This window comes from Corynebacterium gerontici, assembly GCF_003813985.1.
Taxonomy (GTDB): domain Bacteria; phylum Actinomycetota; class Actinomycetes; order Mycobacteriales; family Mycobacteriaceae; genus Corynebacterium; species Corynebacterium gerontici.
In genome coordinates, this window is sequence record NZ_CP033897.1 from 2112848 (window position 1) to 2139318 (window position 26471).

At 59.7% G+C, this 26471-nt stretch carries 22 protein-coding genes and 1 pseudogene; 13 read left to right on the plus strand and 10 right to left on the minus strand.

The annotated features are described in order from the left end of the window. Positions 1 to 192: 192 nt before the first annotated feature. From CGERO_RS09955 to CGERO_RS09980, 6 genes are read left to right on the plus strand one after another with little or no spacing between them, the layout of a single operon-like run. Positions 193 to 3162, plus strand: a complete 2970-nt coding sequence (locus CGERO_RS09955; RefSeq protein ID WP_123935540.1) for a DUF4040 family protein — start codon at positions 193 to 195, stop codon at positions 3160 to 3162. Then, complete coding sequence (locus CGERO_RS09960; protein WP_123935542.1) at positions 3159 to 3602, plus strand: cation:proton antiporter subunit C; 444 nt, start codon at positions 3159 to 3161, stop codon at positions 3600 to 3602. Before CGERO_RS09955 ends, CGERO_RS09960 begins: the two co-directional genes overlap by 4 nt. After that, entirely contained in the window at positions 3602 to 5146 is a 1545-nt protein-coding gene (locus CGERO_RS09965) for a monovalent cation/H+ antiporter subunit D family protein (protein WP_123935544.1), read from the plus strand. The genes CGERO_RS09960 and CGERO_RS09965 overlap by 1 nt, the downstream gene beginning before the upstream one ends. Continuing rightward, the gene (locus tag CGERO_RS09970; protein WP_123935546.1) at positions 5147 to 5527 is read left to right on the plus strand and encodes a monovalent cation/H+ antiporter subunit E; all 381 of its coding nucleotides are present in this window, start codon (positions 5147 to 5149) and stop codon (positions 5525 to 5527) included. Further along, on the plus strand, positions 5528 to 5794 hold the full coding sequence (locus tag CGERO_RS09975; RefSeq protein ID WP_123935548.1) for a cation:proton antiporter: 267 nt from the start codon (positions 5528 to 5530) through the stop codon (positions 5792 to 5794). Then, positions 5794 to 6093, plus strand: coding sequence for a Na+/H+ antiporter subunit G (locus CGERO_RS09980; protein ID WP_123935550.1), 300 nt, complete (start codon positions 5794 to 5796; stop codon positions 6091 to 6093). The genes CGERO_RS09975 and CGERO_RS09980 overlap by 1 nt, the downstream gene beginning before the upstream one ends. Here the strand turns inward: CGERO_RS09980 and CGERO_RS09985 are convergent. Then, positions 6046 to 6561 (minus strand): 4'-phosphopantetheinyl transferase family protein, encoded by a 516-nt coding sequence (locus CGERO_RS09985; RefSeq protein WP_123935552.1) that lies wholly within the window; start codon positions 6559 to 6561, stop codon positions 6046 to 6048. The two genes, CGERO_RS09980 and CGERO_RS09985, sit on opposite strands and share 48 nt — an antisense overlap. 315 nt (positions 6562 to 6876) lie before the next feature. On the opposite strand from CGERO_RS09985, the pseudogene CGERO_RS10795 reads away from it, so the two are divergent. Beyond that, a pseudogene (locus tag CGERO_RS10795) lies at positions 6877 to 7518 on the plus strand (AMP-binding protein); the annotation flags it as partial. Positions 7519 to 8967: 1449 nt separating this feature from the next. Here CGERO_RS10795 and CGERO_RS09995 read toward each other — a convergent pair. The 5 genes from CGERO_RS09995 to CGERO_RS10015 form a co-directional block, all read right to left on the minus strand. Beyond that, a complete protein-coding gene (locus CGERO_RS09995) occupies positions 8968 to 9639 on the minus strand; it encodes an ABC transporter ATP-binding protein (RefSeq protein ID WP_123935556.1) in 672 nt (223 codons plus the stop codon). Further along, a complete protein-coding gene (locus CGERO_RS10000) occupies positions 9632 to 11218 on the minus strand; it encodes an ABC transporter permease (protein WP_123935558.1) in 1587 nt (528 codons plus the stop codon). The genes CGERO_RS09995 and CGERO_RS10000 overlap by 8 nt, the downstream gene beginning before the upstream one ends. A gap of 49 nt (positions 11219 to 11267) precedes the next feature. Further along, positions 11268 to 12290 (minus strand): Fe(3+) ABC transporter substrate-binding protein, encoded by a 1023-nt coding sequence (locus tag CGERO_RS10005; RefSeq protein ID WP_123935560.1) that lies wholly within the window; start codon positions 12288 to 12290, stop codon positions 11268 to 11270. A 219-nt stretch (positions 12291 to 12509) separates the two neighbouring features. Next, entirely contained in the window at positions 12510 to 13415 is a 906-nt protein-coding gene (locus CGERO_RS10010) for a Sir2 family NAD-dependent protein deacetylase (protein WP_377017608.1), read from the minus strand. A 116-nt stretch (positions 13416 to 13531) separates the two neighbouring features. Then, the gene (locus CGERO_RS10015; RefSeq protein ID WP_123935564.1) at positions 13532 to 15082 is read right to left on the minus strand and encodes a catalase; all 1551 of its coding nucleotides are present in this window, start codon (positions 15080 to 15082) and stop codon (positions 13532 to 13534) included. A 193-nt stretch (positions 15083 to 15275) separates the two neighbouring features. Between CGERO_RS10015 and CGERO_RS10020 the strand changes: the two genes are divergently transcribed. The 4 genes from CGERO_RS10020 to CGERO_RS10030 all read left to right on the plus strand — a co-directional run bounded on the left by CGERO_RS10020 (position 15276) and on the right by CGERO_RS10030 (position 17562). Beyond that, a complete protein-coding gene (locus CGERO_RS10020; protein ID WP_123935566.1) occupies positions 15276 to 15845 on the plus strand; it encodes an RNA polymerase sigma factor in 570 nt (189 codons plus the stop codon). Positions 15846 to 16383: 538 nt separating this feature from the next. Further along, positions 16384 to 16752, plus strand: a complete 369-nt coding sequence (locus CGERO_RS10025) for a hypothetical protein (protein WP_123935568.1) — start codon at positions 16384 to 16386, stop codon at positions 16750 to 16752. A gap of 31 nt (positions 16753 to 16783) precedes the next feature. Then, a complete protein-coding gene (locus tag CGERO_RS10705; RefSeq protein WP_164470304.1) occupies positions 16784 to 16930 on the plus strand; it encodes a hypothetical protein in 147 nt (48 codons plus the stop codon). Positions 16931 to 16965: 35 nt separating this feature from the next. Next, a complete protein-coding gene (locus CGERO_RS10030; protein WP_123935570.1) occupies positions 16966 to 17562 on the plus strand; it encodes a hypothetical protein in 597 nt (198 codons plus the stop codon). Between the two features lie 203 nt (positions 17563 to 17765). Here the strand turns inward: CGERO_RS10030 and CGERO_RS10035 are convergent, their stop codons facing one another. Beyond that, positions 17766 to 18797, minus strand: coding sequence for an aspartate-semialdehyde dehydrogenase (locus tag CGERO_RS10035; protein ID WP_123935572.1), 1032 nt, complete (start codon positions 18795 to 18797; stop codon positions 17766 to 17768). 28 nt (positions 18798 to 18825) lie between these two features. Further along, complete coding sequence (locus CGERO_RS10040) at positions 18826 to 20091, minus strand: aspartate kinase (protein WP_123935574.1); 1266 nt, start codon at positions 20089 to 20091, stop codon at positions 18826 to 18828. Between the two features lie 103 nt (positions 20092 to 20194). Between CGERO_RS10040 and CGERO_RS10045 the strand changes: the two genes are divergently transcribed. Further along, a complete protein-coding gene (locus tag CGERO_RS10045) occupies positions 20195 to 21025 on the plus strand; it encodes a DMT family transporter (RefSeq protein ID WP_123935576.1) in 831 nt (276 codons plus the stop codon). Here the strand turns inward: CGERO_RS10045 and CGERO_RS10050 are convergent. Further along, positions 21018 to 22094, minus strand: a complete 1077-nt coding sequence (locus CGERO_RS10050; RefSeq protein WP_123935578.1) for a hypothetical protein — start codon at positions 22092 to 22094, stop codon at positions 21018 to 21020. The genes CGERO_RS10045 and CGERO_RS10050 overlap by 8 nt on opposite strands. A 305-nt stretch (positions 22095 to 22399) precedes the next feature. On the opposite strand from CGERO_RS10050, the gene leuA reads away from it, so the two are divergent. Further along, entirely contained in the window at positions 22400 to 24124 is a 1725-nt protein-coding gene (leuA, locus tag CGERO_RS10055; RefSeq protein ID WP_377017611.1) for a 2-isopropylmalate synthase, read from the plus strand. 233 nt (positions 24125 to 24357) lie between these two features. On the opposite strand, the gene CGERO_RS10060 is transcribed toward leuA, so the two are convergent. Then, positions 24358 to 26217, minus strand: coding sequence for an immunoglobulin-like domain-containing protein (locus CGERO_RS10060; protein ID WP_123935582.1), 1860 nt, complete (start codon positions 26215 to 26217; stop codon positions 24358 to 24360). Positions 26218 to 26471: the final 254 nt, after the last annotated feature.

Consider the following 26471-nt stretch of genomic DNA (forward strand, 5'->3'; position numbering starts at 1 on the left):
TTAGGGCGGAGACGCACCGGCGACCATTGAGAAATCTTGGCGCAATCGTGACCTTTTCCAGGTGTTCTGTGGAAAACGCGGCTGGTAGTGTGGGGGCGTTAGCTGTGCCCGAAACCTTCCGATTCGGTGTTGTTTTTAACAACGTCGTGTTGGTTGGCAAGAGTTCCCGACCTCACTGGGTGTGAAACTACTGTGACCCTTATATATGTGTTAGCGCTTGCTGCGTTGGCGATTGTGCTTTCCCCTGTGCTGGTGAAGCTGATCGACCGCGCCGCAGGCTGGCCCCTCGCGGGCATCTTTATTATCGCCGCCTTCTTGCTGATGCAAAAGCTCCCCGGCATTTACGAAGGCCAGGCGGTGACCTACGAAAAGACGTGGGTGCCGGATCTGCTCGGCCCTGGCCTGGGCGTGACGTTCGCATTGAGAGCGGATGCGCTAAGCGTCTTCTTCGCCCTCCTCGCCCTGCTCGTGGGCGCTGTGGTGTTTGTGTATTCGGCCGCGTATCTGTCCAAAAACAAAGGCAACACCAGCTTCTACACGATCATGACGGCATTTACCGCCAGCATCTTGATGTTGGTGCTTGCCGACGACGCCTTCGTGCTCTTCATCGCATGGGAGCTCGTCTCGCTGGCGTCTTTCATGCTCATCGCCCGCTCGGGCGGACGTGGTGGCGAGTTGGGCTCGCAGCGCACATTGGTGCTCACCTTCGTCGGTGGTCTCACCATGCTGGTGTCCTTGGCCATCGCCGCTACGCAGACCGGCACCACCAATATCACTGGCATGTTGCACAGTGATGTGTGGGCGCAAAAGCCTGGGCTCACCACCACCATCGCGGTGCTCATCGCAATCTCGGCCTTTACTAAGTCCGCTCAGTTGCCCTTCCACTTCTGGTTGCCGGAGGCCATGGCCGCCGCCACCCCGGTGTCTGCGTTCCTGCACGCCGCCGCGGTGGTCAAGGCCGGTATTTACCTGCTGCTGCGCTTTAGCACCATCTTCCACGACAACTCCACCTGGAACTGGCTGCTCATCGTGGTGGGCATCAGCACCGCTGTGATGGCGTCACTGTTTGCTATTCAGAAGTCGGATCTGAAAAAGCTCACTGCATATTCCACCGTCTCGCACCTCGGTTGGATCGTGGCCACCATCGGCGTGGGCACTCCCCTAGCGCTGGCCGCAGCGCTGGTGCACACGCTGGCGCACGCAATGTTCAAGTCCAGCTTGTTCATGCTCATCGGCGTGGTGGATCACCAGACCGGCACGCGCGACGCTTCGCGCCTTGGCTCCTCCTGGCGTTACTTGCCTTTTACCTTCGGCTCGGTGTGCATCGCTGCCGCCTCTATGGCTGCGGTGCCGCCCACCATGGGCTTCATTTCTAAGGAAGGCATGCTCGCCGCCTTTGAGGAAGCCCCCATCGGCACCGTCCCTGCCGCTGTGCTGCTGATTGCTGCTGGTGTGGGCGCCCTGTTCACCTTCACTTATTCCGCCCGCATCGTCTGCGATGGCTTCGTCGATGGTGACCGCGACATGTCGGAAACCAAAGAAGCACCCGTGTCGCTGTGGCTCCCGGCTGCGATTCCTGGCGTGCTCTCTTTGCCGCTGGTGTTCTTCGTTTCCGCGCTGGATAAGCCTGTCGACGCCGCCGTGAGCGTCATTTCTAGCGATCCCCATACGCACCTGGCGCTGTGGCACGGCGTGAGCTTGCCGCTTGGCATCTCAATAGCGGTGCTGGTCTTGGGCGTTGTGGGCGTGTTGTTCCGCAAGCAGATTTGGGCCACACTCGATGATCGCAAACTGGCACTGCGCAGCGGCAATGAGCTGCTCAATGGTGTGGTTCGCGGCTTGGCTCGCTATGGCAAGGCCGTGGGCAAGATGGGCGATTCCCTGAGCCCCACCCGCCACCTGGCCGTCATGTTCCTCATGATCATTGCGCTGGCGGGAACCGTTACTATCAAGGGCGTGGTCCACGGCGGCATCGACGGCGCGCCGCTGGCTCCCCGCATCGAGGGCATGGATCGCTGGAGCGATCTGGTGCCGCTTCTGATCGTGGTGGTGTCCCTGGTGCTGCTGCTTCGCACCGCCTCCCGTCTGACGGCTGTGGTGCTGGTGGGTATCGCCGGTATGGGCGTGACCTTCCAGATGCTCACCTTGGGTGCGCCCGACGTGGCACTTACCCAGCTCCTGGTGGAGGCACTGACCGTGGTGATCATGATGCTGGTGGTTCGCCAACAGCCCGAGACCTTCCACCCAACCAAGGCGAAGCGTCGCATTTCTGCCGCAGTGATGGCCGGGCTGGTGGGCTTGTCCACCTTCGGCGCCGTCTTCTTCCTGCTGGGCAGACGCGAGCGCACGGACTTGTCCATCTGGTACCTGCAAAACGGCCCGGAGATCACCGGCGGCGACAATATTGTGAACACCATCCTGGTGGAGTTCCGTGCATTCGATACTTTGGGCGAGCTTTCCGTGCTCGGCATGGCAGCCGTGGTGATCGCCGCAGTGGTCACCTCCATGCCGCGCTACCCCTTTGCCAAAGGCACGCACCCTGCGCCCTTTGGCAAGGCACGCATTAATGCCATCCCCGCGCAACAACTCCTGCGATTCCTCATCCCCACCCTCGGTGTGGTGAGCTTCCTGGTGTTCATGCGTGGCCACAACAGCCCCGGCGGTGGCTTCATTGCCGCGCTCATCTTCGGTGGCGCGCTGATGATCTCCTACATTTCCTTCCCGCGCGATCAGCGCATCGTGGAGATCAATACTCCGGTCAAGCTCACCGCAGTGGGCGTGCTCTTTGCCCTGCTGGCAGGCTTTATCGGTTTGAGCAAGGGCTCCTTCCTCTACGCGCTGCACGGGCACTTCGCCGGCGAGCACTGGACTACCTCGATGATCTTCGACATCGGCGTGTACCTGGCGGTGATGGGCATGCTGAGCATGGCCATCAATGTGCTGGGCAGCTACCTGCGCCCGGGCATGAGCCGAAAACAGCTCACCTTCACCAAGGAAGATTCCCCACTGCACTCGCCGCCGGAGGTACAGGCGCGTGAGGACGATGATGAGGACTTCCCCGATAGCGAGCCTTTCGCGCACACCACGGCAAAGCGCCCAGCGCGCGGGGAGCGCAGAAAAGCACAAACCATCACCGAGCTAAGGAAGGAGCAGGCAGAATGATCCTCGCACTCACTATCGCGATCTTGGCTGCGGGCGGCACCTACCTGGTGCTGCAGCGCGGCATGTTGCGCCTGGTCATCGGCATGACGCTGATCAGCCACGCAGTGAACCTGCTCATCCTTGCCACCGGCGTGCCCAAGTGGCGTGGTGAGGCATTCCCATCGATCACTTCGCTTGCCGACGCCGCGGATCCCATCCCCCAGGCCTTCGTGCTCACAGCCATCGTGATTGCCATGGCAACCACCACCTACATGCTCACGCTGTCTGGCCTTGGCCGCTCTGATGACACACTCGCTGAGGAAGTAGCTGACGAGGAATCGCCGCTGCAGACCCTGGGGCGTTCCATCTCTAGCGCTGAGGTTGCAGAAAACCTCGACCACAATGCCAAGCGCTTGCAGCAGCGCGGCGAGAACGCCAAGAACGCTGAGGAGGCGCACTAATGGATTATGTACTTCCCCTCTTTGTTGGCTTCCCCCTGCTGGCGGTGGCGCTGACCACCTTGGCGCCTTGGCGCGGATTCCGCGACGTCTCGGCTCTGATGGTTCCCGTGATCACTGGCTTGGCGGGCGGCTGGCTCTTTGCTTATACCGGCACCCACGGCACGATTGCTCATTCGGTTGGCCTCTACGTCGGTGGCGTGGCCATCCCCTTCGCCGCTGATCAATTCAGTGCCGTGATGATCGTGACCAGCTCGATCGTCGCCTTTGCCTCCAATTGGTTCGCCATCGTGGTCGGCGAAACCCGCGCCCGCTATTACGCGCCGCTTTCGCTCATGCTGCTCACCGGCGTGATGGGCGCACTGCTGACTGCCGATCTGTTCAACTTCTTCGTGTTCATCGAGGTCATGCTGCTGCCCTCCTATGGTTTGCTCACCATGACGGGCACCTGGGCTCGCCTTTCGGCCGGCCGCACCTTCGTGCTGGTAAACTTGGCTACATCCACGGTGCTCCTGGCGGGCGTGGCGCTGCTCTACGGCGCGGCGGGTGCTGTGAACATTGCGGCGCTGGCGGGTGCTGCCAAAGGCAACGGGCCAATTACCGTGGCTATGGGCGTTGTGGTGATCGCACTGTGCGTGAAGGCTGGCGTGTTCCCCGTACACACCTGGCTGCCCCGCTCCTACCCCTCCACCTCGGCATCGGTGATGGGGCTGTTCTCCGGCCTGCACACCAAGGTGTCTGTGTACATGCTCTTCCGCATCTACGTGGTGGTGTTCGACCTGGACAGCCGCTGGATGTGGCTAATCATCGTAGTGTGCTGCGCTTCCATGCTGGTGGGTGCGTTTGCTGGTCTGGCGGAAAACTCCATGCGCCGCGTACTGTCCTACCAGATGGTCAATGGCATGCCCTTTATCCTGGTCATGCTGGCCTTCGCCTCCGGCAATGAGCGCGCTGCCCTAGCGGCTGGCATCCTCTATATGCTCCACCACATGATTACGGTGGGTTCGCTGATCCTGGCCACGGGTGCCGTGGAGGAAACCTACGGAACCGATCTGATTTCCAAGCTGCACGGCTTAGCTCACCGCGATCCTTGGGTGGCGGCGGTGTTTGCCGCAGGTGCCTTCTCCGTGGTGGGTTTCCCACCCTTCTCCGGACTCTGGGGCAAAGTGGCGCTCGTGGTGGCTACCGCCCAGCGCGGCGACACCGCAGCCTGGATCGTCATCTGCGTGATCATAGTGGCGAGCTTCGGCGCGTTCATGTCCATGATGCGCCTGTGGCGCGAAACCTTCTGGGGGCAGCCGCTGAATAAGGAGCGCTACCCGGACGGGTTGAAGGTACGTTGGCGCAGGCTAGCGCCGAGTGCCGCGCTCATGATCGTGTCCTTTGGCATGTTCCTGTTTGCCGGCCCAATGTTCCAGGCCACCAACGCCGCTGCCGAGGGCTTGCTCGACGTCGACGCCTACACCCAAGCGGTGCTGGAGAATGTCCCCGTTGGTTTGCCTCTCGACGTCCAGGTCAATGCCCAGGCTCTAGAAGGAGGCAAGTAAATGCACGCGCTGAAATACGTGTTCTGGCTGGTCTGGCAGATTGTGCTTGCATCGAATACGGTGCTCGTCGATACGCTCAAGGGAAATAAGAGCATGGACCCGTGCGTCGTCCACTACCCCCTGCGCCTGAGCAAAGACTGGCAGATCACCGCCTTCGCAGTCTCGATCACCATGACCCCTGGCACCATGAGCATTGGGCTTCGCGAAGACCACACGCTGCTAGTGCACGCCGTCTACGGCAGTGACCCCCGCGCGGTGCTGGATGATCTGGCTGATATGGAAGCAACGATGGTGCCTTCGGTGCGCCAGATCAACCACGACCTCGATGCCGCTCGCGTGGAGCACCCCGCACCTGTGCCGGAGCGAAAGGAGAGCCCCTAAATGTTTCTCACCGTGATTTATGCGGCCATGGTGGTGCTCGGCTTGTGCGCCCTCGCCGCGGTGGCCCTGGTGCTGCGCTCCAAGGACGCGCTGAGCCGCGCCGTGGTCAGCGACCTCGTTTTCTACACGCTCATCGGGCTTTACGTGTTGTGGTCCATGACCCATGAGACGCAAATCGCCTATGACGTGTTGCTCTTGGTGGCCATCATCGGTGGTGTGCTGCCCACCATGTCCGCTGCCCGAATCATCTCGAAGGGACGCCGCTAATGTTCGACATCGTTTCCGCCGCCATCGTGATCATTGCGTGCGTCGTCATGGTGCTTACCACCGTGGCCGTGTGGCGCGGCAAGGACCCGCTTACCCGCGCGAATGTGCTCAGCACCAACACCAGCCTGGCGCTGCCACTGCTCATCATCGCCAAATTGATTCACGACATCGGCGCAGGCACCTTTACGTTCTATAACCTGCTGCTTTCGGTGCTCACGATCACCGGCCTGCTGGTGGTGCTGGCCATCGGCTCATTCATCATGGGCCGCTCCCTCTACGAGGTAAGCAGCGAGCAGTAGCTCCCCATCCACCACTGTTATTTCCTTGCTTTTCGACGCCCCCGCGATCGCCCCAACGTAGCCCGCGGGGGCGTCAACGTCTTCAACCCAAGTAGCCTGCGGGCATTTCACCTTCGCTTCCCGGCGCGCCCAATCCTTCGCGCAAGGTAGTCGCTCGACGTCCACGCCTACGGGGAAATCCGAGACGGCCACCCAAACCCACTGGCCCGCGTGGGCGATGGAGGCGAAACCAGGGTTGGTTTGCAGCGGCCCGTGGCCTTCCTGGCCGCACTCAGGGCACACCTGCCCTTCTAGATATATATCTAGAAGGGGGAGAATGGCGTGGCCGAGCAGGCGCCTGGCCCGGTCAGCCGGCTGCACAAAGCGCTCAAGCTGCGCGTGGTCAGTGGCGCTCAGGAGTGATTCGAGGCGAACGTCGGCTGCACGCAGGGGAATCTGGCACAGTACGATTCTTTCCGAGCGATCCATAAGGGATAGGATATCCTTAACTAATTTAGGAATCCCTAGCCTCCGGTATTGACAATGAACCTTGCTCGCGCCCTCCTGCACGATTCCCCAGCTCCCGCTCTACTCAGCCACGGCCGCTGTTTGAGCCACGCCGAGTTGCGCGAAGAAGTGATCGCCCTGGCCGAAACCCTACGCAGCCCGCACCGCCTCTTGGTGCAAGTGCCCTTTGAGCGCAGCGTCGAGGCGATCATCGGTTATCTCTCCGTGCTAGAGGCAGGCCACGTGGCGCTGCTGGCCGGGGATGATGCCAGCGCCCCCTATCGCCCCAACGCGGTGATGCGCGGTAAAACCGTGGTTACTTTACACCGCGACCCGATCGAGCTGCATCCTGAGCTCACCGTCCTTCTGAGCACCTCCGGGTCTACTGGCTCCAGCAAACTGGTGCGCCTGTCAGCCGAAAACCTCATCAGCAACGCCGAAGCCATCATCGACGGCTTGGGCCTTGAACCTTTCGACGTCGCCGCCACCCTCCTCCCTCTGCACTACTCCTTCGGCCTCTCCGTCCTCCACACCCACCTGCGCCTCGGCGCCGCCGTGGCAGTGGGCGAATGGAGCATCGCCGACACAGACCTCCATACAAACCTCGCCCACTTCGGCGTCACCAACTTCGGCGTGGTGCCTCACATGCTGCAGCTCGCCCAAAGTAACCCTACTTTGGATCCGGCACCACAACACCTACGCCTGCTTTACCAAGCCGGCGGCAAATTGGATGCCCAAGCAGCACAAATCTGGTCGCAACGCCTGGGCAAGCAAGGGATTGCTTTTTCCATGATGTACGGCCAAACCGAGGCCAGTGCACGCATGACCATCACTCCGCCGTCCACCACGCTGGAAGACCCACGCAGCGTCGGGCGCGTCATCCGCGGCTCAACCATGGAAGTGCGCGATGGCGAACTCGTCTTCACCGGCCCCGGTGTGATGCTCGGGTACGCCATGAGCCAAGACGACCTTGCCCTCGGCCGCATGATCACCGAACTTCGCACCGGCGATTTAGGTCGGATCCAAAACGGGGTCGTTTTTATCGAAGGCCGCCGCAACGACTTCCTCAAGATCGCCGGCCTACGCATCTCCCTGCCCCAAATTCAGGAACGCCTCAACCAAGAAGGCGTCCATGCCATCGTCACCGGCGATGACGAGGCCGTGCGCATCCTCGCCACGCGCGACACCACAACCGATACCCGCACACTCATCCGCGCCACCGGGCTCGACGGCGCCCACGTGCGCACCGCCACCACCAAGGCGCTGCCGCTGCTTCCCAATGGGAAGCCGGACAAGCGGAAGGCGGCGGGGATCGTCGATAAGCAATGGGCTGGGGCCGAAACCTTGCCCAAACTCGCCCACCTTCTAGGCATATATCTAGAAGATGTGGATGTGCGGAAGTCTTTCGTGGAAAACGGCGGCACTTCCCTCAACCACGTCGCCGCCGCGTCCCTTTTGGGTCGCCGCCATGCGTTGCCACCGAATTGGCATCATGTGCCACTGGAGCAGATTTTGGGTTCTTCAGGTGGAGCGCGCGCGGATATGTCGATGGTGTTACGTGCGTTTGCGGCACTGACCATTGTGTTCAATCATGCGAAAGTACTGCAATTGCTGGGCGGCGCGCACACGTTATTGCTGGTGGCGGGCTATCAACTGGCGTCTTTTGCCTTCGGGTTGCCTTCACGGCGCGCGCGTGTGGCAAGGGTTGCGCGCACGTGTTTGGCTGTGGGGCTGCCCACTGCACTGGTGGCCTTGATTGGCGTGTTGATTACCGGCACCTATGGCTGGTCCAATGTGTTCCTCGTGGAATGGTTGTGGGAGAGCCCTGGATCTACCTGGCTGTTCTGGTTCATCGAGACGTATCTGGTGGGCATGGTCGTCGTGACGGCAATTTCCTGTGTGCCCGCTTGGTGGCGTTTGTATGCCCGGGATGCTTTTGCCGCTTCGCTGGTACTGCTGGGTTTGCTCCTGGTGCCGCGCTATCTGGTGGCAGTGTTCGATCCGGACCACTTGCGCCACGGGCCTTTGGGAGCGATGTGGTTGATTGCCGTGGGCGTGCTGTTGCGTAATGCCCTCTCGAGGGCGCAGCAGGTCTTGGCGTGGCTACTGTGCGCCATCCCGGCGTGGGGCATGTTCGCCACCCCGTGGCAGTGGCTCTATGTGGTTGCAGGCGCCGGGCTTTTGCTGTGGGTGCCGCAGGTGCGCGTGCCCCGCTGGGCCCTGGCTCCACTGGGCCTATTGGCAGCCGCTTCACTGTATAGCTACATTTTGCAGTTCGATATTTTGGCGCGCATCGAAAGCCCTTGGCTGGGCATCGTGGTGTCCTTGGCCGCAGGTATTGCCTGCTGGTGGTTGGTCCAGCAGGTGGTTGGGTGCGTGTGGCCGCGTTTACGCCGCCGGGCAGACAGGCGCGTCGAAAGAGGGTTGCATACGCACGACGTCGGTGGCGAGAGCTTGGGCGTCAGCAGCGTCGTGGGTGACGAGCACGCTGGTCACTCCCGCTCGTTCTAGCAGCTCGCGGACTTCTTCACGCACCTGTTGGCGCAGGTTGGCGTCGAGGTTCGAGAAGGGCTCGTCAAGCAGCAGCACCTTGGGCCTTGGAGCCAGTGCACGTGCGAGCGCGACACGCTGCTGCTGGCCGCCGGAGAGTTGGTGCGGGTAGCGGCCCGCCAGGTTGCTGAGTCCTACCATGTCCAGGGTTTCGGCGACGCGTTGCTTGCGTTCGCTGCGCCCCATGCCGCGCAGGCCGTATTCCACGTTGCGCTGCACCGTCATGTGCGGGAAGAGCGCGTAGTCCTGAAACACCAGGCCAATCCCGCGCGTTTCGGGCGCTTCAAAGCTTTCCGACGAAGCCACGCACACATCCCCCACGTACACCTCGCCCGCTGCGGGGCGTTCAAGACCAGCGATGAGCCTGAGCACCGTCGTCTTGGCGCAGCCGGAGGGGCCGAGCAATGCGGTGCAGCTCCGCGGAGCCACATTGAGGTTGAAGTGCGCGAGCTGGTCGCAGGTGGCGTGGGGGTAGCGGAACGTGACGTCGACAAGCTTGATGCTAGACATTGGTGTTCTCCTGGGATTGGCGTGCCACGATCAGCGCGATGGGGATCATGGCAATACCGATAATGAGCAGGCTCGACAGGGAGGATTCGGGGATCATCTCGTCGTTGGCATACTCGAAAACGCGGGTGGACAGGGTGGCGAAGTTGAAGGGGCGCAGGATCAACACGATGGGCAGTTCCTTCATCATGTCGATAAACGCCAGCAGGAACGCGCCGATGAGCGCGCTGCGGATCATGGGCACGTCCACGGTGGCGGTGGCGCGCAAGGGGCCGGAGCCCAGCAGGCGTGCGGACTCGTGGGCGCGGATACCAACGCGCTCAAAGCCAGACTCCACCGATTGCATACTCACCGCGAGGTAGCGAATCAGGTACGCCACCACGATGATGGCGGGCGTTGCCGTAAGTGAGGTGCCAAGGTTGGTGTCCAACCACACACCAACGGAAAGAATGGCAAGGGCAATGACGGTGGAGGGCACCGAGTATCCCATCACCGTGATGCGCGCGAAAGTCTTGGTCAGTTTGCCAGGCCAGAGGCGCTGCGTTTGGGCCACGATCAGCGCACACACGGTAGTGGCCAGCGCACCGGCTAGCGCCACCGACACCGACGTGCCCAAGGTTTGCAGCAGACCCTCAAAGCGAATATTGGGCAGAGAGACGATCGCCCAGTAGATCATCTGGAGCACCGGGATGAGCAGGGCGAATGCCAGCACAGACCATGCAGCAAGCGGCACGAAGATTTTTGCTGGGCCACGCAGTTGCATGCGCTGCATCGGACGCGCACGCACGCCCACCGCCGCCGAACGAGGACCGCGCAGGGCCTTCTCGCCCGCAGAAAGGAGCGTGACCACCAACAGCAGAATCGCGGCGAGTTTCAGCGCCGAGGCCATATCACCAAGGCCCAACCAGCTCTTGAAAATCGCGGTGGTGAACACTTCCAGGCCAAAGTAGGAGGCGAGGCCATAATCAGAAAGCACCTCAAAAGCCACCAAGGTAGCGCCGGCGACCACCGCATTGCGCGTGAGTGGCAAAATCACCGTGAAATATGCGCGCAGCGGGCTGGCGCCCGACATGCGGGCGGCCTCCAGCAGGTGCCCCACCTCGCGGGAAAGGAATGCGCGCAGCACCAAAAAGATGTACGGGTACAGAAAGAGCGTGAACATCAGCACCGCGCCGAAGGGCGTGAGCAGGTCGAAACTGCCCGGTGCGAGTTCCACACCGAGGTTGCGCAGCCCCACCTGAATCCAGCCGGTGTAGCCCGTCATCGCCACATAGGTGTAGGCGCCGATATAGGGCGGGATCGCAAGCGGCAACACCAGCCCCAAAGACAGCAGACGTCGGCCGGGAAATTCATATGCGGTGACCCACCACGCCAAAGCGGAGGCGACGATCACGCTCAGCGTCACCACAGCCACCACCAGCTTCAACGTGCCCCGGATATAGCCGGCCAACAGAGTATCCACGATGTGATGCCAAGCGTCAGTGGCCGGGGCGAAAAGCCCGGCGAGGATGCCCGCGAGGGGGGTGAGCATGAGCAAGACCACGATCGCGGTGATCGTGGTCCAGACTCGACGTGATGTCATAAAAGTTGCGCGCTTCTTTCGAGGGCAGAGCTATGGGGTGAGGCGGTGGTTACTTCCAGCCGACTTCGTCGAAAAGCTTGGTGGCGTCGTCGCGATACTTGCCCAGCTCCTCGTAGTTGATCTTCTGCTTGGAGAACTCGCCCCAGGACTTCTGTACCTCAGGCAGCGGCGCCTTGGGGTTCAGCGGAAACTCGCCGTTTTCTTGGGCATAGAGTTCCTGGATCTTCTCGCTAGAGAGGAATTCCAGCAGCTTGATGGCGTTCTCCTTGTGCTTCGCACCCTTGAGCATCGCGCCGTAGGAGATGTTCAGGTGGGTGTTTTCGGGGAAGATAAGGCCGACCTTTTCAGCCACCTTCGCTTCGTTAGGGTCAGAGGACTTAGCCATGCGCGCCCAGTAGTAGGAGTTCATGATCGCCAGATCACCCTCGCCAGCGGCAACTGCCTTGGCCTGGTCAATGTCATTGCCCTTAGGTTCACGCGCGAAGTTGTCTACAACGCCCTGCGCCCACTGCTTCGCTTCGTCTTCCCCATCGTTTTGGATGAAGGAGGCCAGCAGCGCCTGGTTATAAGAGGAGCTGGAAGGGCGAACGAGGATCTGATCCTTCCACTCGGGCTTGGTGATGTCCTCGTAAGTCTTGATTTTCTCCGGATCCACGTGATCCTTGTTGTAAGCGATCACGCGGGCACGGGAAGTGATGCCCATCCAGTAGTCGCCGCGGTACTGCTCGGGGATGTTCGATTCAATCGTGTCGCTCATTGCATCCTCAAGCGCGTCCGCCTCGTGCAGCGGGTACAGGGATTCCGCGCCGACGGTGAGTAGCACGTCTGCCTGCGGCTTGTTCTTCTCGCGTGTGATGCGCTCTACCAGCTCATCGCCCTTGCCCTCCACGACGTTGAGCTTGAGGCCGGTTTCCTCCTCAAACATCTTGTACACCTCTTTGTCCACGTCATAGTGGCGCGAGGAGTACACATTGACCACATCGTCAGACTTCTGATCAAAGCCCTCTTCGCCGCTCGAGCAGGCGGTGAGGGTGAGGGCGGCTGCGAGGCCGGCGGCAACGAGACGGCGCATTTCGCTCCTTCTAGATATATGGGACTTAACTTAGGCTACGGTAACCAGACCCTACACGAGTGTCTTAGGTTTGCCTAGCCCCTGCTTTCGGCGCCCCACCTACCGCTTTCCCGACGCTGCCGCGGGGGTAGTGGCGCGTTGCAAGCCGCTTCCCGTGGCGAAGTGCAGCAGTTCTAGCAGGCGAAAGGCAGATTGCCACGGGAAAGTGCACAGGCGAGGCTATAGGGAAAGCTCGTCCAGCAGCGCATCAAAGGCGGGTCCCACCTGGGCCCGCCACAGCGTATGCACCCGCGCATCGGCGCGGCCAGGGCCGCCGTTAATCACTGAGACTTCCTTGCCCTGCTTAAGGGCGTCGAGCACGAAGCGATAACCGCTCATCACCGCAAGGGATGAACCCGCAACCAACACGGACCGAGATGATGCGAGCAGAGCTGCGGCCTGTTCACGGCGTTGCCGGGGCACCGGCTCACCGAAGTACACCACGTCCGGTTTGAGCAATTCGGAACCGCACTGCTGACATCCGACGAGCTTGAAGGTGCTCACCTGCTGCTGGCTGAGGGTGACATCGCCATCCGGATTGACCATCGCCGGGTCCAGCTCGATGCGCTGCAGATAGTTGGGATTTGCTTGCTCAATGCGCTGGTCAAGGTGGTGGCGCTCTTCTTTTGCCCCGCAGTTGAGGCACACCACGCGGGCAAGATCCCCATGAAGTGCGATGAGATGCTCGCTGCCGACCGCTGCATGAAGGCCATCGACGTTTTGAGTGACTACACCGCAGATATGTCCGGCGCGCTCGAGTTCTACAAGCGCAAAGTGGGTGCGGTTTGGCTGGGCCCGATCCAGATGACGCCAACCTACGAAGCTGCGCGCCCAATAGCGCTGCAGGGCTTCGACGTCGTGCCGGAACTCTTGGTAGGTCATGGGGCGATGCCGGGACAAGGAACCGCGCGGACCGCGATAATCGGGAATGCCCGATTCAGTGCTCACGCCCGCGCCGGTGATCACCATGACCCCACCTTGGCGGAGCTGTTCCGCGATGGCCGAAAGTGCCTGCGCCGGTGAGGTGGGCTCGGTAGTTTCTTCTACAACTCGCGCAATGGAACGAAGCGCAGAATCATGTGCCATTTGGATGGCGGGATCAAATGAGGTGGACCGCACGAGCATGAGAATACAGCGGGGCGGGTTCCCCCACCCAAGCAAAGACCCCGCAACCAAGGGCTGCGGGGTTCACGTGCGGCTAGTTACTTCTTGGAAGCGAAGACGCGCTTGACTTCGGCGCCGAGGTTTTCATCAACCTGGCTCCAGTACCAGTAGCAGCGCTCCTCGGTTTCGGGGGAAACGCCCTGCATGGCGTTGGTGATGTTCTCCACCAGGTGCTCGCGCTGGGTGTCATCGAGCACTTCGCGGTAAAGGATGCCGGGCTGGATGAAGTCATCATCCTCGGGGTGCTGCACGTAGGCGGCGCGCACCAGGTCGGTGCCGTGCGGATCCGGGTTCACGAACAGGTCGTGGGCTTGGCCGAAGGTTTCGCCGGAGTTCGAGGTTTCGCCGTTGTCCAGGTAGCCCGCGCCCTTATCAAAGCGATTGGGGCTGTAGGTGGGGGCGTCGGCGGGGTTGAACTCGAAAGCCATGTGCCCCTCGTGACTGTAGGTGTTCACCGGAGTCAGCGGGCGGTTGATCGGAAGCTGCTGGTAGTTAGCACCAATGCGGGCGCGCTGCGCATCGGCATACGCGAAGGCGCGAGCCATGAGCATGCGGTCGGGCGAGAGGCCCACGCCTGGCACCAAGTTCGCCGGGTCGAGCGCAAGCTGCTCGATTTGGGCGAAGAAGTTCTTGGGGTTGCGGTTGAGGATGAAGTACCCGACGTCGATAAGCGGATAATCCTTCTGCGACCAAGTCTTGGTCAGGTCGAAGGGGTTCCAGCGGTAGTTTTCAGCCTCGTCGTGGGGCATGATCTGCACCTTGACGTCCCAGATGGGGTAATCGCCGCGCTCGATGGCGTTGAAGAGGTCTTCGCGCTGGTAGTCGGCGTTCTTGCCTGCCATCTCCTCGGCCTCGGCGTCGGTGAAGCAATCCCAACCCTGGCGAGACTTGAAGTGGTACTTGATCCAGACGGGGGTGCCTTCCTCGTTGATCCACTGGAAGGTGTGGGAACCAAAGCCGTCCTGGTGGCGCGAGGTCTTCGGGGTGCCGCGATCCGTCATCAGGTAGGTCACCTGGTGTGCGGATTCAGGGGTGCGGGTCCAGAAGTCCCACTGCATGTCAGCGTCGCGCAGGCCATTGGCACCAAGGCGCTTCTGCGAGTGGATGAAGTCGGGGAACTTGATGCCGTCACGCAGGAAGAAGGTGGGGGTGTTGTTGCCGACGATGTCGTAGTTGCCGTCCTCGGTCCAAAAACGCAGGGCGAATCCGTGCACGTCACGCCAGGTATCGGGCGAACCCTGCTCACCGGCGACGGTGGAGAAGCGGGCAGCCATCGGGGTGACGGCGCCCTTTTGGAAGAGCTTGGCCTTGGTATACTTGGATACATCCTCGATGATGTGCAGTTCACCAAAAGCGCCGTGGCCCTTGGCGTGGGGGTTGCGCTCCGGCACGCGCTCGCGGTTGAAGTGCGCAAGCTTTTCAATCAAGTGGAGGTCATTGAGCACGTTGGGACCTTGCGGACCCGCAGTGATGGAAACGTTTTCGCTGGGCACAACTTGACCGCCGGCGCGGGTGGTGTGGCTGGCATTACCCGTGCGCTCGCCCTTCGCCAGGATTTGATCGGCTACTGATTGTTCGTTCTGGGACATAGGGAAGGCCCTCCTAAGGTTTTCCTATGGATTGTTCGTTGATTGATAGCCTACATATGATTAACCGGCGCTTCAAGGCCTCAGGTGACATTCACATCAAATCCCAAGGCTTCTGCTAGCTTTTCGACGTCCCCCCGCCCTTTCCCCTACAGCGAAATCCACCGGAAGTTCTACTGCTAAACTCACAGGCACCATGAACCCCAACAAACAGCAGCACGATGATGCCGTCACGACCCTAGCGCTTCGCGCTGGTCGCGGCGACCGCGCTGCACTAACGGAGTTCATTAAAGCAACCCAGGGAGATGTCTGGCGCCTGCTCGCCCATTTGGGAGGACCCGGCATTGCCGACGATTTAACCCAAGAAACCTACTTGCGCGTGATGAAGTCACTGCCCCGCTTTGCGGCGCGCTCATCCGCTCGCACCTGGCTCCTTTCTCTCGCACGTCGCGTATGGGTGGACAATATTCGCCACGACATGGCCAGGCCGCGGAAATCGGCCGCCGAAGTGGAAGATTTCGAGCGCACCCCGGGCTCCGATTCCCGCTGGTCCGAGTGGGTAGATGTTCGCATCCTGATTGAAAACCTGCCCGAACAGCAGCGTGAGGCGCTGATCTTGACGCAAGTGCTCGGCTACACCTACGAGGAAGCCGCCAAGATTGCCGACGTGCGCGTTGGCACCATCCGCAGCCGCGTCGCGCGCGCCCGCAAGGAGCTCATCGAGGCGTCCCAAAACCCCGACAACGAGCGGCGCTTCGGCAACTAATCACCCCCACTCATTACCCCCGTTTCTCAATGATGTAACGCGGGGAAATATTGCGCGATCGAGGCACATATTCAATATTTTTTCTCTTTCCATGGCAATCGAAGCGTGGATTGATTGTGCTTTTGTTTTCTAAAAATTGGCATCCATTAGCAGAGCTCAACCTAAAGTTTGAAGATCCGTGTCACGTCAATTGTCCGCCGCGCCTGGGCCTGTGCTGCATATTTTGCAAGGGAAGCATTTCATAAATATATGCAGTATTTCCAAATTGGTGACTCCTCACACAAAATCGAACGGTTTATTTTCCGGAACAATGGTTTATGTAAAGTTCACTTTGGGCCGTTTAATGGCTTTGACCTGGCAACTTAGGCGACCCTTGCCGGAAAATGAGGCGAAAATGTGAAAGCGGATCGAAGATTTACGCCCGAACCTATTGCGTAAGTTTCAAAATTGATTTTATACTCAATGCCACGCACTCCTGAATTTCACTTTCAGTTGTTTTGGAGGCGTGAACATTTCCCTCAACCTTTTAGGAGACGTCATGAAGATTCAGAAGTTCGCAAGCGCTGCATTGCTCACCGCTGCTGTATCCGTCGCAGGTGCCGGCTTTGCCAACACCGCACACGCTGAAGAGGCCACTACCGCCCCTGCAGACACCGCAGCCGTCGCCGTCGCTGATCCCGCCGAGGACACCACCCCGGTTGAGCCCACCACTCCCGCCACCGAAGAGCCTGCTACCGAGACCCCGGCTGAGCCTGCCACCCCTGAGGCTCCTGCGCAGGGTGGTTCCTCCACCGCTGGTGCTGACGCATTCTCTTCTCAGATCAGCCCCGACAACGTCACCAACTTCTTCGGCAAGGCCGTTGACCTCGTCGCTGCCATCCTCGGCTTCGTTGGCAAGGTTGTCTAACTCATCCCCTTCACCCCTCTAGGAGCACACCATGGGCGCAACTGAATACCCAATGGAAAATGTCCCGCTTGATCCGACCCAAGATCCCACCCCGGTATTCCACTGGTTCCAAGAAATTGGGCCACACCTCGTAGACGCCGCAGTGGCGATGCTCGGATTCGCAACCGGTGTGGTCTAACACCACCCTCGCCCTCGTTTGAAGGAGACGTCCAGATGAAAAAGCCACTGCTCGCAACCGCAGCCATGATCTCCGCAATGGCTGTGATCACCCCCACCGCTTCTGCGGCAACATTTGATCCCCTCATTTCTTCCACGGATGGTCGGCCCTGGTGGGACCCGACGAAGGTCATTGAGGTTCCCGTGGATCCTTCGCACGCTGAAGGACGCGTCGATAGCGTGTCGTTCACTTCCCTCGAAGGCTCACACGATCTGGAGGTGCCGCCGGGAGTCATCACCGAGGCGTGGGTCAGGGCAGAAGCCTCCGGTTTCACGCCCGGACTCTATTACACGGTTCGAGTAACGCTGCGTGAAGCAGGCAGTGGCCAGGACTGGGGCGTGTACACGTGGCTCACGTACCGCGCTACTGAAGATGGCAAACTGCACATCAAATTGAAGGTTCGTGTTCCTAACCGGGCACAGTCGGGTGAACGCATCGTCGCAGTCCCCACGGTGTACAGCGCCAATGATGTTCGCCAGGACGGGCGCCCCAAGAAGCAGGATCCCAACTGCGTCTTGCAGTGCAAGCGAGTGCCTCCGCTTGCCGCATGGACAAACTACAACGACCCCGAAGCGACAATCACGATCGCCTAACTATGTTGAAAGGATTTCGACCATGGAGGTTGGACCCGCACCGTTCCCCGGTTACTTTGACCAGGATGCAGCTCAGTTCGCTGTTGCGATTGTCAAGACCATTCTTGGCACCATCGGTCAGGCTTATGGTTTCACCGTATAGCCGCTAAATCACTACGGGGCGGGCAGTGCATGGATCGCTGCCCGCCCCGTTGTTTGCTGTTTTAGACCAACAGCTCAGCAATCTGAATCGTGTTCAGAGCCGCGCCCTTGCGCAGGTTATCGCCTGCAACCACGAGGACTAGACCGCGATTATCGTCGACGGACTGATCCTGGCGGATGCGGCCCACCAGCGAAGGATCGATGCCGGCGGCGTCGAGTGGCGTGGGAACGTCGACAAGCTTCACACCCTCAGCGTGACCCAAGATCTCCTTGGCGCGCTCGGGGGTGATGGGGCGATCGAATTCGGCGTGAATCGTGAGCGTGTGGCCAGTGAACACGGGGATGCGCACGCAGGTACCAGCCACCTTCAGGTCTGGGATGTTGAGGATCTTGCGGGACTCATTGCGCAGCTTCTGCTCCTCGTCCGTCTCGTTGGAGCCGTCGTCCACAAGGTTGCCCGCAAAAGGCAGCGCATTGAAAGCGATGGGCTTGACGTAGGGACCGAGATCCTCAGGATCCATCAATGCGCCATCGTGGGTGAGCTCAACGTCGCGGTCGCCAATTTCGGCAGTCTGCTTCGCCAACGTCTCCACACCGGCCAGGCCGGAGCCAGATACCGCTTGGTAGGAGGAAACGTGCAGGCGCACCAATCCGGCCTCCTCATGCAGAGGCTTCAGCACGGGCATCGCGGCCATAGTGGTGCAGTTCGGGTTCGCAATGATGCCCTTCTGTGGGTGACGCGCCTCATCGGGGTTCACCTCAGACACCACCAGCGGAACCTCGTCGTCCTTGCGCCATGCCGAGGAATTGTCCACCACCGTGGCCCCCGCTTGAGCAAACACCGGTGCCCACTCCTTGGAGGTGGAACCACCGGCGGAGAACAGCGCAATATCGATGCCCTGCAAGCTTTCCACTGTCTGCTGGGTGAGGTCCTCAACCTCTACTTCTTCGTCCTTGAAGGTCAGCGTGGTCCCAGCGGAACGAGGAGAGGAGAAGAAACGGACAGTGTCGAGCGGAAATGCTCGATCTTCCAGCAGGGCGCGCATAACGCGACCAACCTGGCCGGTGGCCCCTACTACTGCAACGGTGGTCATGGTGAAAGGTTCCTAACTTCGAAGGTGATTAGCGGCCGGTGCCTGCGTACACGGTTGCCTCGGTCTCCCCACCGAGCTCAAATGCCTCGTGGAGCACGCGGGTTGCCTCATCCACATCGGCTTCGCGGATCAGCACAGAAATGCGGATTTCCGAGGTGGAGATGAGCTCAATGTTGATACCGGCATCGCGCAGCGCCTCGCAGAAGATTGCGGTGACGCCGGGGTGGGACTTCATGCCCGCGCCCACCAGCGACACCTTGCCAATCTGATCGTCGTACACGACGTTTTGCCAGTCGTTCTTTGCCTGCAGGTTGCGCAGCAGTTCCATGGCGCGCGGGCCGTCGGTGCGCGGGCAGGTGAAGGTGATGTCGGTGCGGTTGTCCTCCAGGGAGGAGATGTTTTGCAGCACCATGTCGATGTTGATCTCAGCGTCGGCAAGCGCGCGGAACACGTCGGCGGCAGCGCCGGGAGAATCCGGGATGCCCAGGACGGTGATCTTTGCTTCGGACTTATCGGTGGCTACACCAGCGAGTACTGCTTCTTCCACAGGAATTTCCTCCATAGATCCGGCCACCAGGGTGCCGGGGTCATTGCTATACGACGAACGGACGCGCAGCGGAACGCCAAAGGCGCGAGCGTACTCGACGCTGCGTAGAACCAAAATTTTCGAACCAACCGCAGCCAGCTCAAGCATTTCTTCGAAACACAACTGGTCGAGCTTTTGTGCGTTTGGCACGATGCGCGGATCAGCGGTGTACACACCATCGACATCCGAGTAGATCTCACACACGTCCGCGTCCAGCGCGGCAGCCAGTGCCACGGCGGTGGTGTCCGAGCCTCCACGGCCTAAGGTGGTGACGTCACGCGACTCACGATTCACGCCCTGGAACCCTGCGACCAGGCAAATCTTGCCTTCATCCAGAGCTTCACGGACGCGCTCCGGTGTGACGTCCACGATACGCGCGTTGCCGTGGCGCTCAGTCGTGATCACACCTGCCTGCGAGCCAGTAAAAGACTGCGCCTTAGCACCAAAGGATTCGATCGCCATGGCAACCAAGGCGTTCGAAATGCGTTCTCCAGCGGTGAGGAGCATGTCCATCTCCCTGGCCGGTGGAACAGGATTCACCGCAGCAGCGAGATCGAGCAGATCATCGGTGGTGTCACCCATCGCGGAGCACACCACGACAACGTCGTTGCCCTTCTTTTTCGTGGCAACAATGCGTTCAGCTACGCTGCGGATTCGTTCGGGGGATTCCAGCGAGGAACCACCGTATTTTTGTACGACCAGAGCCACAGGCGCCGCCCTCTCTTTCCCTAATGAATGTCGGGCAATAGTTTACAGCCCACCGGCGCGTGTGAGCCAGGCAGCACCCCCAAGCCCCGTTATAGTTATGGCAATGTTTGGCAATCTCGCGGCGATGTTCTTCGCGCTCCTCTCAGCACTCACCATCGCTTGGGGCACCGTGGTTCGCCACCGCATTGCCGAAAACTCCGATTCCCCCTTCATACAAGCTATTCGACGCCCCGCCTGGTGGGCGGGCACCTTCCTCGCCCTGGCGGGTTACGGCTTGCAGGTTGTGGCTCTTGGCTTCGGCACACTGCTGGTTGTCCAGCCGATCCTCGTGCTTTCACTGATGTTCACCCTGCCACTATCCGCCCGTTTCGAAGGCCGCCGTATTCCAGCCGATGAGCTACTGTGGGCATTTGCCCTCACCGTGGCGGTGGCGGTGCTAGTGATCCTCGGAAACCCCGAGGCTGGTGATCCGCAGCCACCCTTGGAGCGCTGGATTCCCGCGATGAGTATTGGCGTGATCGTCTTGGTAACTCTGGAGCGCTACGGGCGGCGCCAGATTAGAAATGAAAAGGCACTGTGGCTTGGCGTGGTGACTGGCGGCATCTATGGCTATGTTGCCGTGCTCTCCAAGGCCACCGTGGATATTGTGACGCACGAGGGACTTGTTGCCCTGCTTACCGCCTGGGAAGGCTACACACTCCTAGCCGGTGCGATCATTGGCACAGTGGTGCAGCAATACGCCTTCAACGCAGGAGCGTTGAAGAATTCGCTGCCCGCCATGACCATCGTGGAACCCATCGTCGCCTTCGCCCTCGGGTACGTGGTGCTTGGAGAAAAATTCCAGGTCAGCGGCCTCAACTGGATTTTCATGGCCGCGGCTCTTGCCACCATGATCGTGTCCACCATCGCGCTATCGCGCAAAGGGGCTAAATAGCCCAAGTAAAAATGCCCACCATGTAGGCGGATACGAGCACGCCAGCCAAGGTCCACGCCAACATCCCCCACGTTGGTATGCGACGCGCAAGTGGGATGAGCAGCACGATGGCTGGCAGGAGGAGGCGAGGTCGAGAGTGCATGATGCCATCAGAAAGCAGCACATTCGCCGTGATCGCGGCACCGAAAAACCACACGAACCACTCCAAATGCCCGCGATAAACCCACCACGCACCCAACACCACGGCAACTGCCGCGCCGACCATCACCACCGAACTGATGATGTAGCCAAAGTTGCTGTGCCAGGTGAAAATCCACTCCACGGTGGCCTTGCCAAAGTCCACGCCTGAGTTCCAGCCGCGCTTCTGCAGGCCGAAGTAGCCGCCAAGATCACGCGAATGTGCCGACGCCCAAAGTATGTATGCCACGAAGGGAAGGGCAGAAGCGATAAGCAGGAGCCAGTTTCGGAAGGTTTTGCGCTGATACACCAAGATCAAAGCGGCGAACACCAGCCACAGATCCACCGCAGTCAAGCGCAAGAAGCCACTCGCCGCCACGAGTATTGCCGCGGGGAGCAGACGACGCCCACGCATGAAAACCAACGCCCAGAAGGCGCATGCCATGAACAGGCTTTCCGTATATGCCATCTGCATGGTGATCGCCATGGGCGCGCCGAGCAGCAGTAGCGCCGAGGCACTGGGCCTAGCGGGCAACGCCAGGCGCATAAAACCCCAGGTAGCGAGGATGCCCGCGACGCAGGCAATCCCCACACCCACACCCACATAGGTCACGCTGGGGATCCAGTGCAGCAGCCAATAGCAACACCGGATGAGTGCCGGGAACCCCGGGAAGAATGCAAGGCGTTGTGCATAAGTGTCCGGATCCGCTGGCCGAACACCGTCGGGGCTGAAATAGCCAAAGCGAGCAATTTCTGAGTACTGCTCACCGTCCCACTTGCCCAGATAATCCACTGCATGCTGCGGATTCATCGCCAAAAGCAGGCCGAGGCGCAGCAGGGCGGTCAATGCGAAAAGCAAGGCCGCCTTTGGCAATAGCTGGCGCGAAGTCACGGGATCACTGTACTTGTTGGGGGCGGGGGAACGTCGAAAAGCTGTTTTTGAGATTGCACGTCTCATTTTTGTGTTAGTGTGTGAGGCATGCAACGCGCGGAACTCTTGCTTAGACGCCGCGGCGGGTCACAAACACAGCACTGAGCTGGCTCCCGTCGCGGAGAAACCCATGCCGGCTCAACAACAACAAAGGAAAAACCATGAGCCCCACCGACACCTTCTTCTCCGCACCCCGCTCCATCGAAACCCCCGCAGGCGACTTCAACCCCGGCCAAGCAGCCTGGAACAAACAACGCGGCTCTGCCATGGCCACCCGACGCTACCAACCCTTCCACCAAGAAGTCGAGCCAATAGACCTGCCCGACCGCACCTGGCCGTCCAAAAGAATCGAAGTAGCGCCGCAATGGTGCGCCGTAGACCTACGCGACGGCAACCAAGCGCTCATCGACCCAATGAGCCCCGAACGCAAACGGCGCATGTTCCAACTCCTGGTCAAAATGGGCTACAAGGAAATTGAGGTGGGATTCCCCTCCGCCTCACAAACCGACTTCGACTTCGTGCGCGAGATCATCGAAAAAGACATGATCCCGGAAGATGTGACCATCCAAGTGCTCGTCCAGGCCCGCGAACACCTGATCCGCCGCACCTTCGAAGCCTGCGCCGGGGCGAAAAACGTGATCGTGCACTTCTACAACTCCACCTCAAAACTGCAGCGCAAAGTGGTGTTCAGAAAAAATCGCGAAGAAGTGAAGAAGCTCGCCACCGACGCCGCCGGTCTGATCAAAAACTTGGCCACCGAATACCCCGGAACCAACTGGCGCTGGGAATACTCCCCCGAGTCCTACACCGGCACCGAACTGGAATACGCCAAAGAAGTGTGCGACGCCGTGGTCGAAGTGATGGACCCCAGCCCCGAGCAGCCCATCATCATCAACCTGCCCTCCACCGTGGAAATGATCACCCCCAACGTGTACGCGGACTCCATCGAGTGGATGCACCGCAACCTCGCTCGTCGCGACTCCATCATCTTGTCCCTGCACCCTCACAACGATCGCGGCACTGGCGTAGCAGCGGCCGAGTTGGGCTACCTGGCCGGCGCGGACCGCATCGAAGGATGCCTGTTCGGCAACGGCGAGCGCACCGGCAACGTGTGCCTGGTGACTCTGGGCCTGAACATGCTGACCCAAGGCGTCGACCCACAAATTGACTTCTCCGACATCAACCACATCCGCCGAACCGTCGAATACTGCAACCAACTGCGCGTCCCAGAACGCCACCCCTACGGCGGCGACTTGGTGTTCACTGCCTTCTCCGGCTCGCACCAAGACGCCGTGAACAAGGGACTCGACGCCCTCGCGGCACGAGTACGACCCGGCGCCACCCACACCGACGTGGCGTGGGACGAACTCCAAAGCGAAGTGTGGGAAGTGCCCTACCTGCCTATCGACCCCAAGGACGTCGGCCGCGACTACGAAGCCGTTATCCGCGTCAACAGCCAATCTGGCAAGGGCGGCGTTGCCTACATCATGAAGACCGACCACGGCATCGCACTACCCCGCCCCATGCAAGTGGAATTCTCCTCCGTGGTGCAGCGCGTCACTGACAGCGAAGGCGGCGAAGTGAACTCCAAGAATATGTGGGACATCTTCGCTAGCGAGTACCTGGACAAGACAGAACCGCTGGAGGCCCTGAAGATCTCCGTTCGCGGCGACGAGCACGCCGAAGTTGAGGCACAGGTTCGCTTCCAAGGCGCCACCAAGGACATCTCCGGCGTGGGTAACGGCCCCGTGGCCGCCTACTGCAATGCACTGGAATCCTTGGGCATCGACGTTGAGGTGCAGGAATACTCCCAGCACGCACGCAGCGCCGGCGACGATGCTGAGGCCGCCGCCTATGTGCTTGCCGACGTCTCCGGCACCCCCGCTTGGGGCGTCGGCATCGCCGGGTCAATCACCTACGCTTCCCTCCAGGCAGTCACCAGCGCCGTCAACCGCGCCGCCGCCGCACCTGCCGTCACCGGTGGGGTATAAATATCCTGCGACTTTTCATTTGAGTCTTCGACCGTTGCTCAAAGACCAGGGTGGGTCTTCGGAATAGGATTCCAAAGACCCACCCTGAATTGTCTTAAATTCCTGTAACGCAGTTGACTTCGTTCCAAAAATCCCGTTTACAGCAAGCATCGATACACAGAGCAAAGAGCCTTCTCTCGCCGCCAGAAAAGCAAGGAGAGAAGGCTCGACGTCAATCAATCCGCTCAGCGTTATTAGGACTGCTTACGACGACGACTGAGAAGGAGGCCACCACCGACCAGCGCCAGACCCGCTACAACAATGCCGAGAACGGAAGCACCGGTGTTTGCGAGGCTGCGAGAGGAGGAGTGATTAGCGACAGCGTCTTGTTTTTGATGCGTGGTGTCATTTCCAACCGCGTGATTGTTGGAGTCAGACTTTGAGACGTGGTCGGATGAAACAACCTTTCCGTCCTTGTCCTGTACGAGCACCTCCACAGTTTTCTCAGATTTGGTGCCGTTGGAAGCGGTTACCGCGAGAGTAACGTGGTAGGTACCAGCCACGTTAATGTTGACGTCGTTCGCGATCACCTGAATGGAACCAGTGAGGTTGCCGTCAATCTTAGAAGAAGCAGTCGCGTGAAGAACCGCGATAGGATCGTCGAAGTTGATGCCAATATGTAGGTTCACGACCGTAGCAACGAAGATCGTAACCGAAGAATCTTCTTTTTCATCCTTCGGTTTTACATGGACATCCACAGCTTTCTTAGTGGAAGCGCCGTCCGAGTCTGTGACCCGAAGTACGACCTGGTAATTACCCGGTGTATCGGGATCAACCGTATTGGAGACAACTTCAATCTTATCGCTGAGGTCGCCGTCCTCCTCGTCCTGAGCTGTAGCTTTGATAACATCAACCGGATCGGAGAAATCTGTTCCTTGATCAATCTCGATACTATCCGGTGCCTTCAGGATTGGAGCGGCATTGAGCTCAACTGTTTTCGGGACAATCTTGATCGGCACGATCTGTTCATGGCGCGCCCCTGCACTATCGGTGACAGCTAGCACCACTGTGTAGTCACCGGGCCGAACTGTATCGACGTCATTTGAGACGATTTCAATCTTGTCTGTGAGATCGCCGTCTTCGGGGTCGAAAGCTGTGGCATCCAGGTCATCTGGCGAGAAGTTCGTACCAACCGGGAACGTCGTCGGACCATTCACCGTGATCGCGGGAACCTCATTGAGTTTCTTCTTCGGAGTAATAGTGATCGGGATGACCTGCTCATGGCGCGCCCCTGCACTGTCAGTCACCGCATACACGACCTCGTAATCACCAGGGGTAGCAGTGTTGACGTTGTTAGAGATGATTTCAAGTTGATCAGTGAGGTCGCCATCTTCAGGATCCGATGCACTCACCGAAAGGTCATCTGGCGAGAAGTTCGTACCAACCGGGAACGTCGTCGGACCATTCACCGTAATGCTTGGAGTTTTGTTCAATTCACGTTTTGGCGTGATGGTGACATATGCCGTGTGGGCAGCTCGATTACCGAAGCTGTCATAAACTGCAAACTCGACTTGGTACTCGCCGGGACGAACCGTGTCGACGTTGTTAGAGACTACCTCCACCTGATCACTGATGTCGCCGTCTTCTGGATCAATGGCAACAGGATTGAGATCCGAGGGTGAGAACTGGGTGCCTACCGGAAACGTAGTTGGGCCGTTGGTGCTAAGAGAAGGAACTCGATCGACTTTTACCGGAGTAGGCTGGGGTTTTTCTTCGTCAGAGGAGCCGTCCTCAGTAGTGTCGGACGTTGGGGGTTGAGTTACTTCAGACGTTGGTGCTTCTTCCGCAGCGGCTGATTCTTGAGGTTCAGTTTCCGTGACTGCAGGCTCCGTTGAATCTGAATCGTTAGCGGCGGTTTCTGCTGGCACTTCGCTTTCAGCATCAGCAGCGGGGACATCTTCCACTGTTTCCGCCGGGGCAGCACTGACAGTTGGCTGCTCGGATTCGACGGCTCCTGCTACGGGAGCAAACGCGACACCGGTACCGAGCATTAGAGATGGCACGGTGATCGCGGCAATCGCCTGAACGCCAAACCTTCTTGAACTCTTAGACATACATCCGACCTTTCTTAGAGCTTCGAGGAGGGGACAATTTCAGGTTAAATCGCCAGTACTCGTTTTTCTACCGGAAGTAATCGATTTTCTCGCATTTATGGCCGATTTTGAGCAGTAAACACCCCCATAATTGGCTACAAATCCAACAACATCAATGTCCTGTTTTTAGGAAAGTGGCACTCTCTGGTGCAGGTTTTCCAAAAAACTCATTTTGCTCCGAAAATTTAATCAAAGCTCTCAAGCGGGGTTAGCTG

Coding starts and splice junctions, on each gene's coding strand:
- CGERO_RS09970 (WP_123935546.1), top strand. CDS start 5,147: ATGCACGCGCTGAAATACGTGTTCTGGCTGGTCTGGCAGATTGTGCTT.
- CGERO_RS10045 (WP_123935576.1), top strand. CDS start 20,195: ATGTTTGGCAATCTCGCGGCGATGTTCTTCGCGCTCCTCTCAGCACTC.
- CGERO_RS10705 (WP_164470304.1), top strand. CDS start 16,784: ATGGGCGCAACTGAATACCCAATGGAAAATGTCCCGCTTGATCCGACC.
- CGERO_RS09975 (WP_123935548.1), top strand. CDS start 5,528: ATGTTTCTCACCGTGATTTATGCGGCCATGGTGGTGCTCGGCTTGTGC.
- CGERO_RS10010 (WP_377017608.1), bottom strand. CDS start 13,415: ATGGCACATGATTCTGCGCTTCGTTCCATTGCGCGAGTTGTAGAAGAA.
- CGERO_RS09980 (WP_123935550.1), top strand. CDS start 5,794: ATGTTCGACATCGTTTCCGCCGCCATCGTGATCATTGCGTGCGTCGTC.
- CGERO_RS10030 (WP_123935570.1), top strand. CDS start 16,966: ATGAAAAAGCCACTGCTCGCAACCGCAGCCATGATCTCCGCAATGGCT.
- CGERO_RS09965 (WP_123935544.1), top strand. CDS start 3,602: ATGGATTATGTACTTCCCCTCTTTGTTGGCTTCCCCCTGCTGGCGGTG.
- leuA (WP_377017611.1), top strand. CDS start 22,400: ATGGCCACCCGACGCTACCAACCCTTCCACCAAGAAGTCGAGCCAATA.
- CGERO_RS10000 (WP_123935558.1), bottom strand. CDS start 11,218: ATGACATCACGTCGAGTCTGGACCACGATCACCGCGATCGTGGTCTTG.
- CGERO_RS10015 (WP_123935564.1), bottom strand. CDS start 15,082: ATGTCCCAGAACGAACAATCAGTAGCCGATCAAATCCTGGCGAAGGGC.
- CGERO_RS10020 (WP_123935566.1), top strand. CDS start 15,276: ATGAACCCCAACAAACAGCAGCACGATGATGCCGTCACGACCCTAGCG.
- CGERO_RS10035 (WP_123935572.1), bottom strand. CDS start 18,797: ATGACCACCGTTGCAGTAGTAGGGGCCACCGGCCAGGTTGGTCGCGTT.
- CGERO_RS10025 (WP_123935568.1), top strand. CDS start 16,384: ATGAAGATTCAGAAGTTCGCAAGCGCTGCATTGCTCACCGCTGCTGTA.
- CGERO_RS09960 (WP_123935542.1), top strand. CDS start 3,159: ATGATCCTCGCACTCACTATCGCGATCTTGGCTGCGGGCGGCACCTAC.
- CGERO_RS10005 (WP_123935560.1), bottom strand. CDS start 12,290: ATGCGCCGTCTCGTTGCCGCCGGCCTCGCAGCCGCCCTCACCCTCACC.
- CGERO_RS10060 (WP_123935582.1), bottom strand. CDS start 26,217: ATGTCTAAGAGTTCAAGAAGGTTTGGCGTTCAGGCGATTGCCGCGATC.
- CGERO_RS09985 (WP_123935552.1), bottom strand. CDS start 6,561: ATGGATCGCTCGGAAAGAATCGTACTGTGCCAGATTCCCCTGCGTGCA.
- CGERO_RS09995 (WP_123935556.1), bottom strand. CDS start 9,639: ATGTCTAGCATCAAGCTTGTCGACGTCACGTTCCGCTACCCCCACGCC.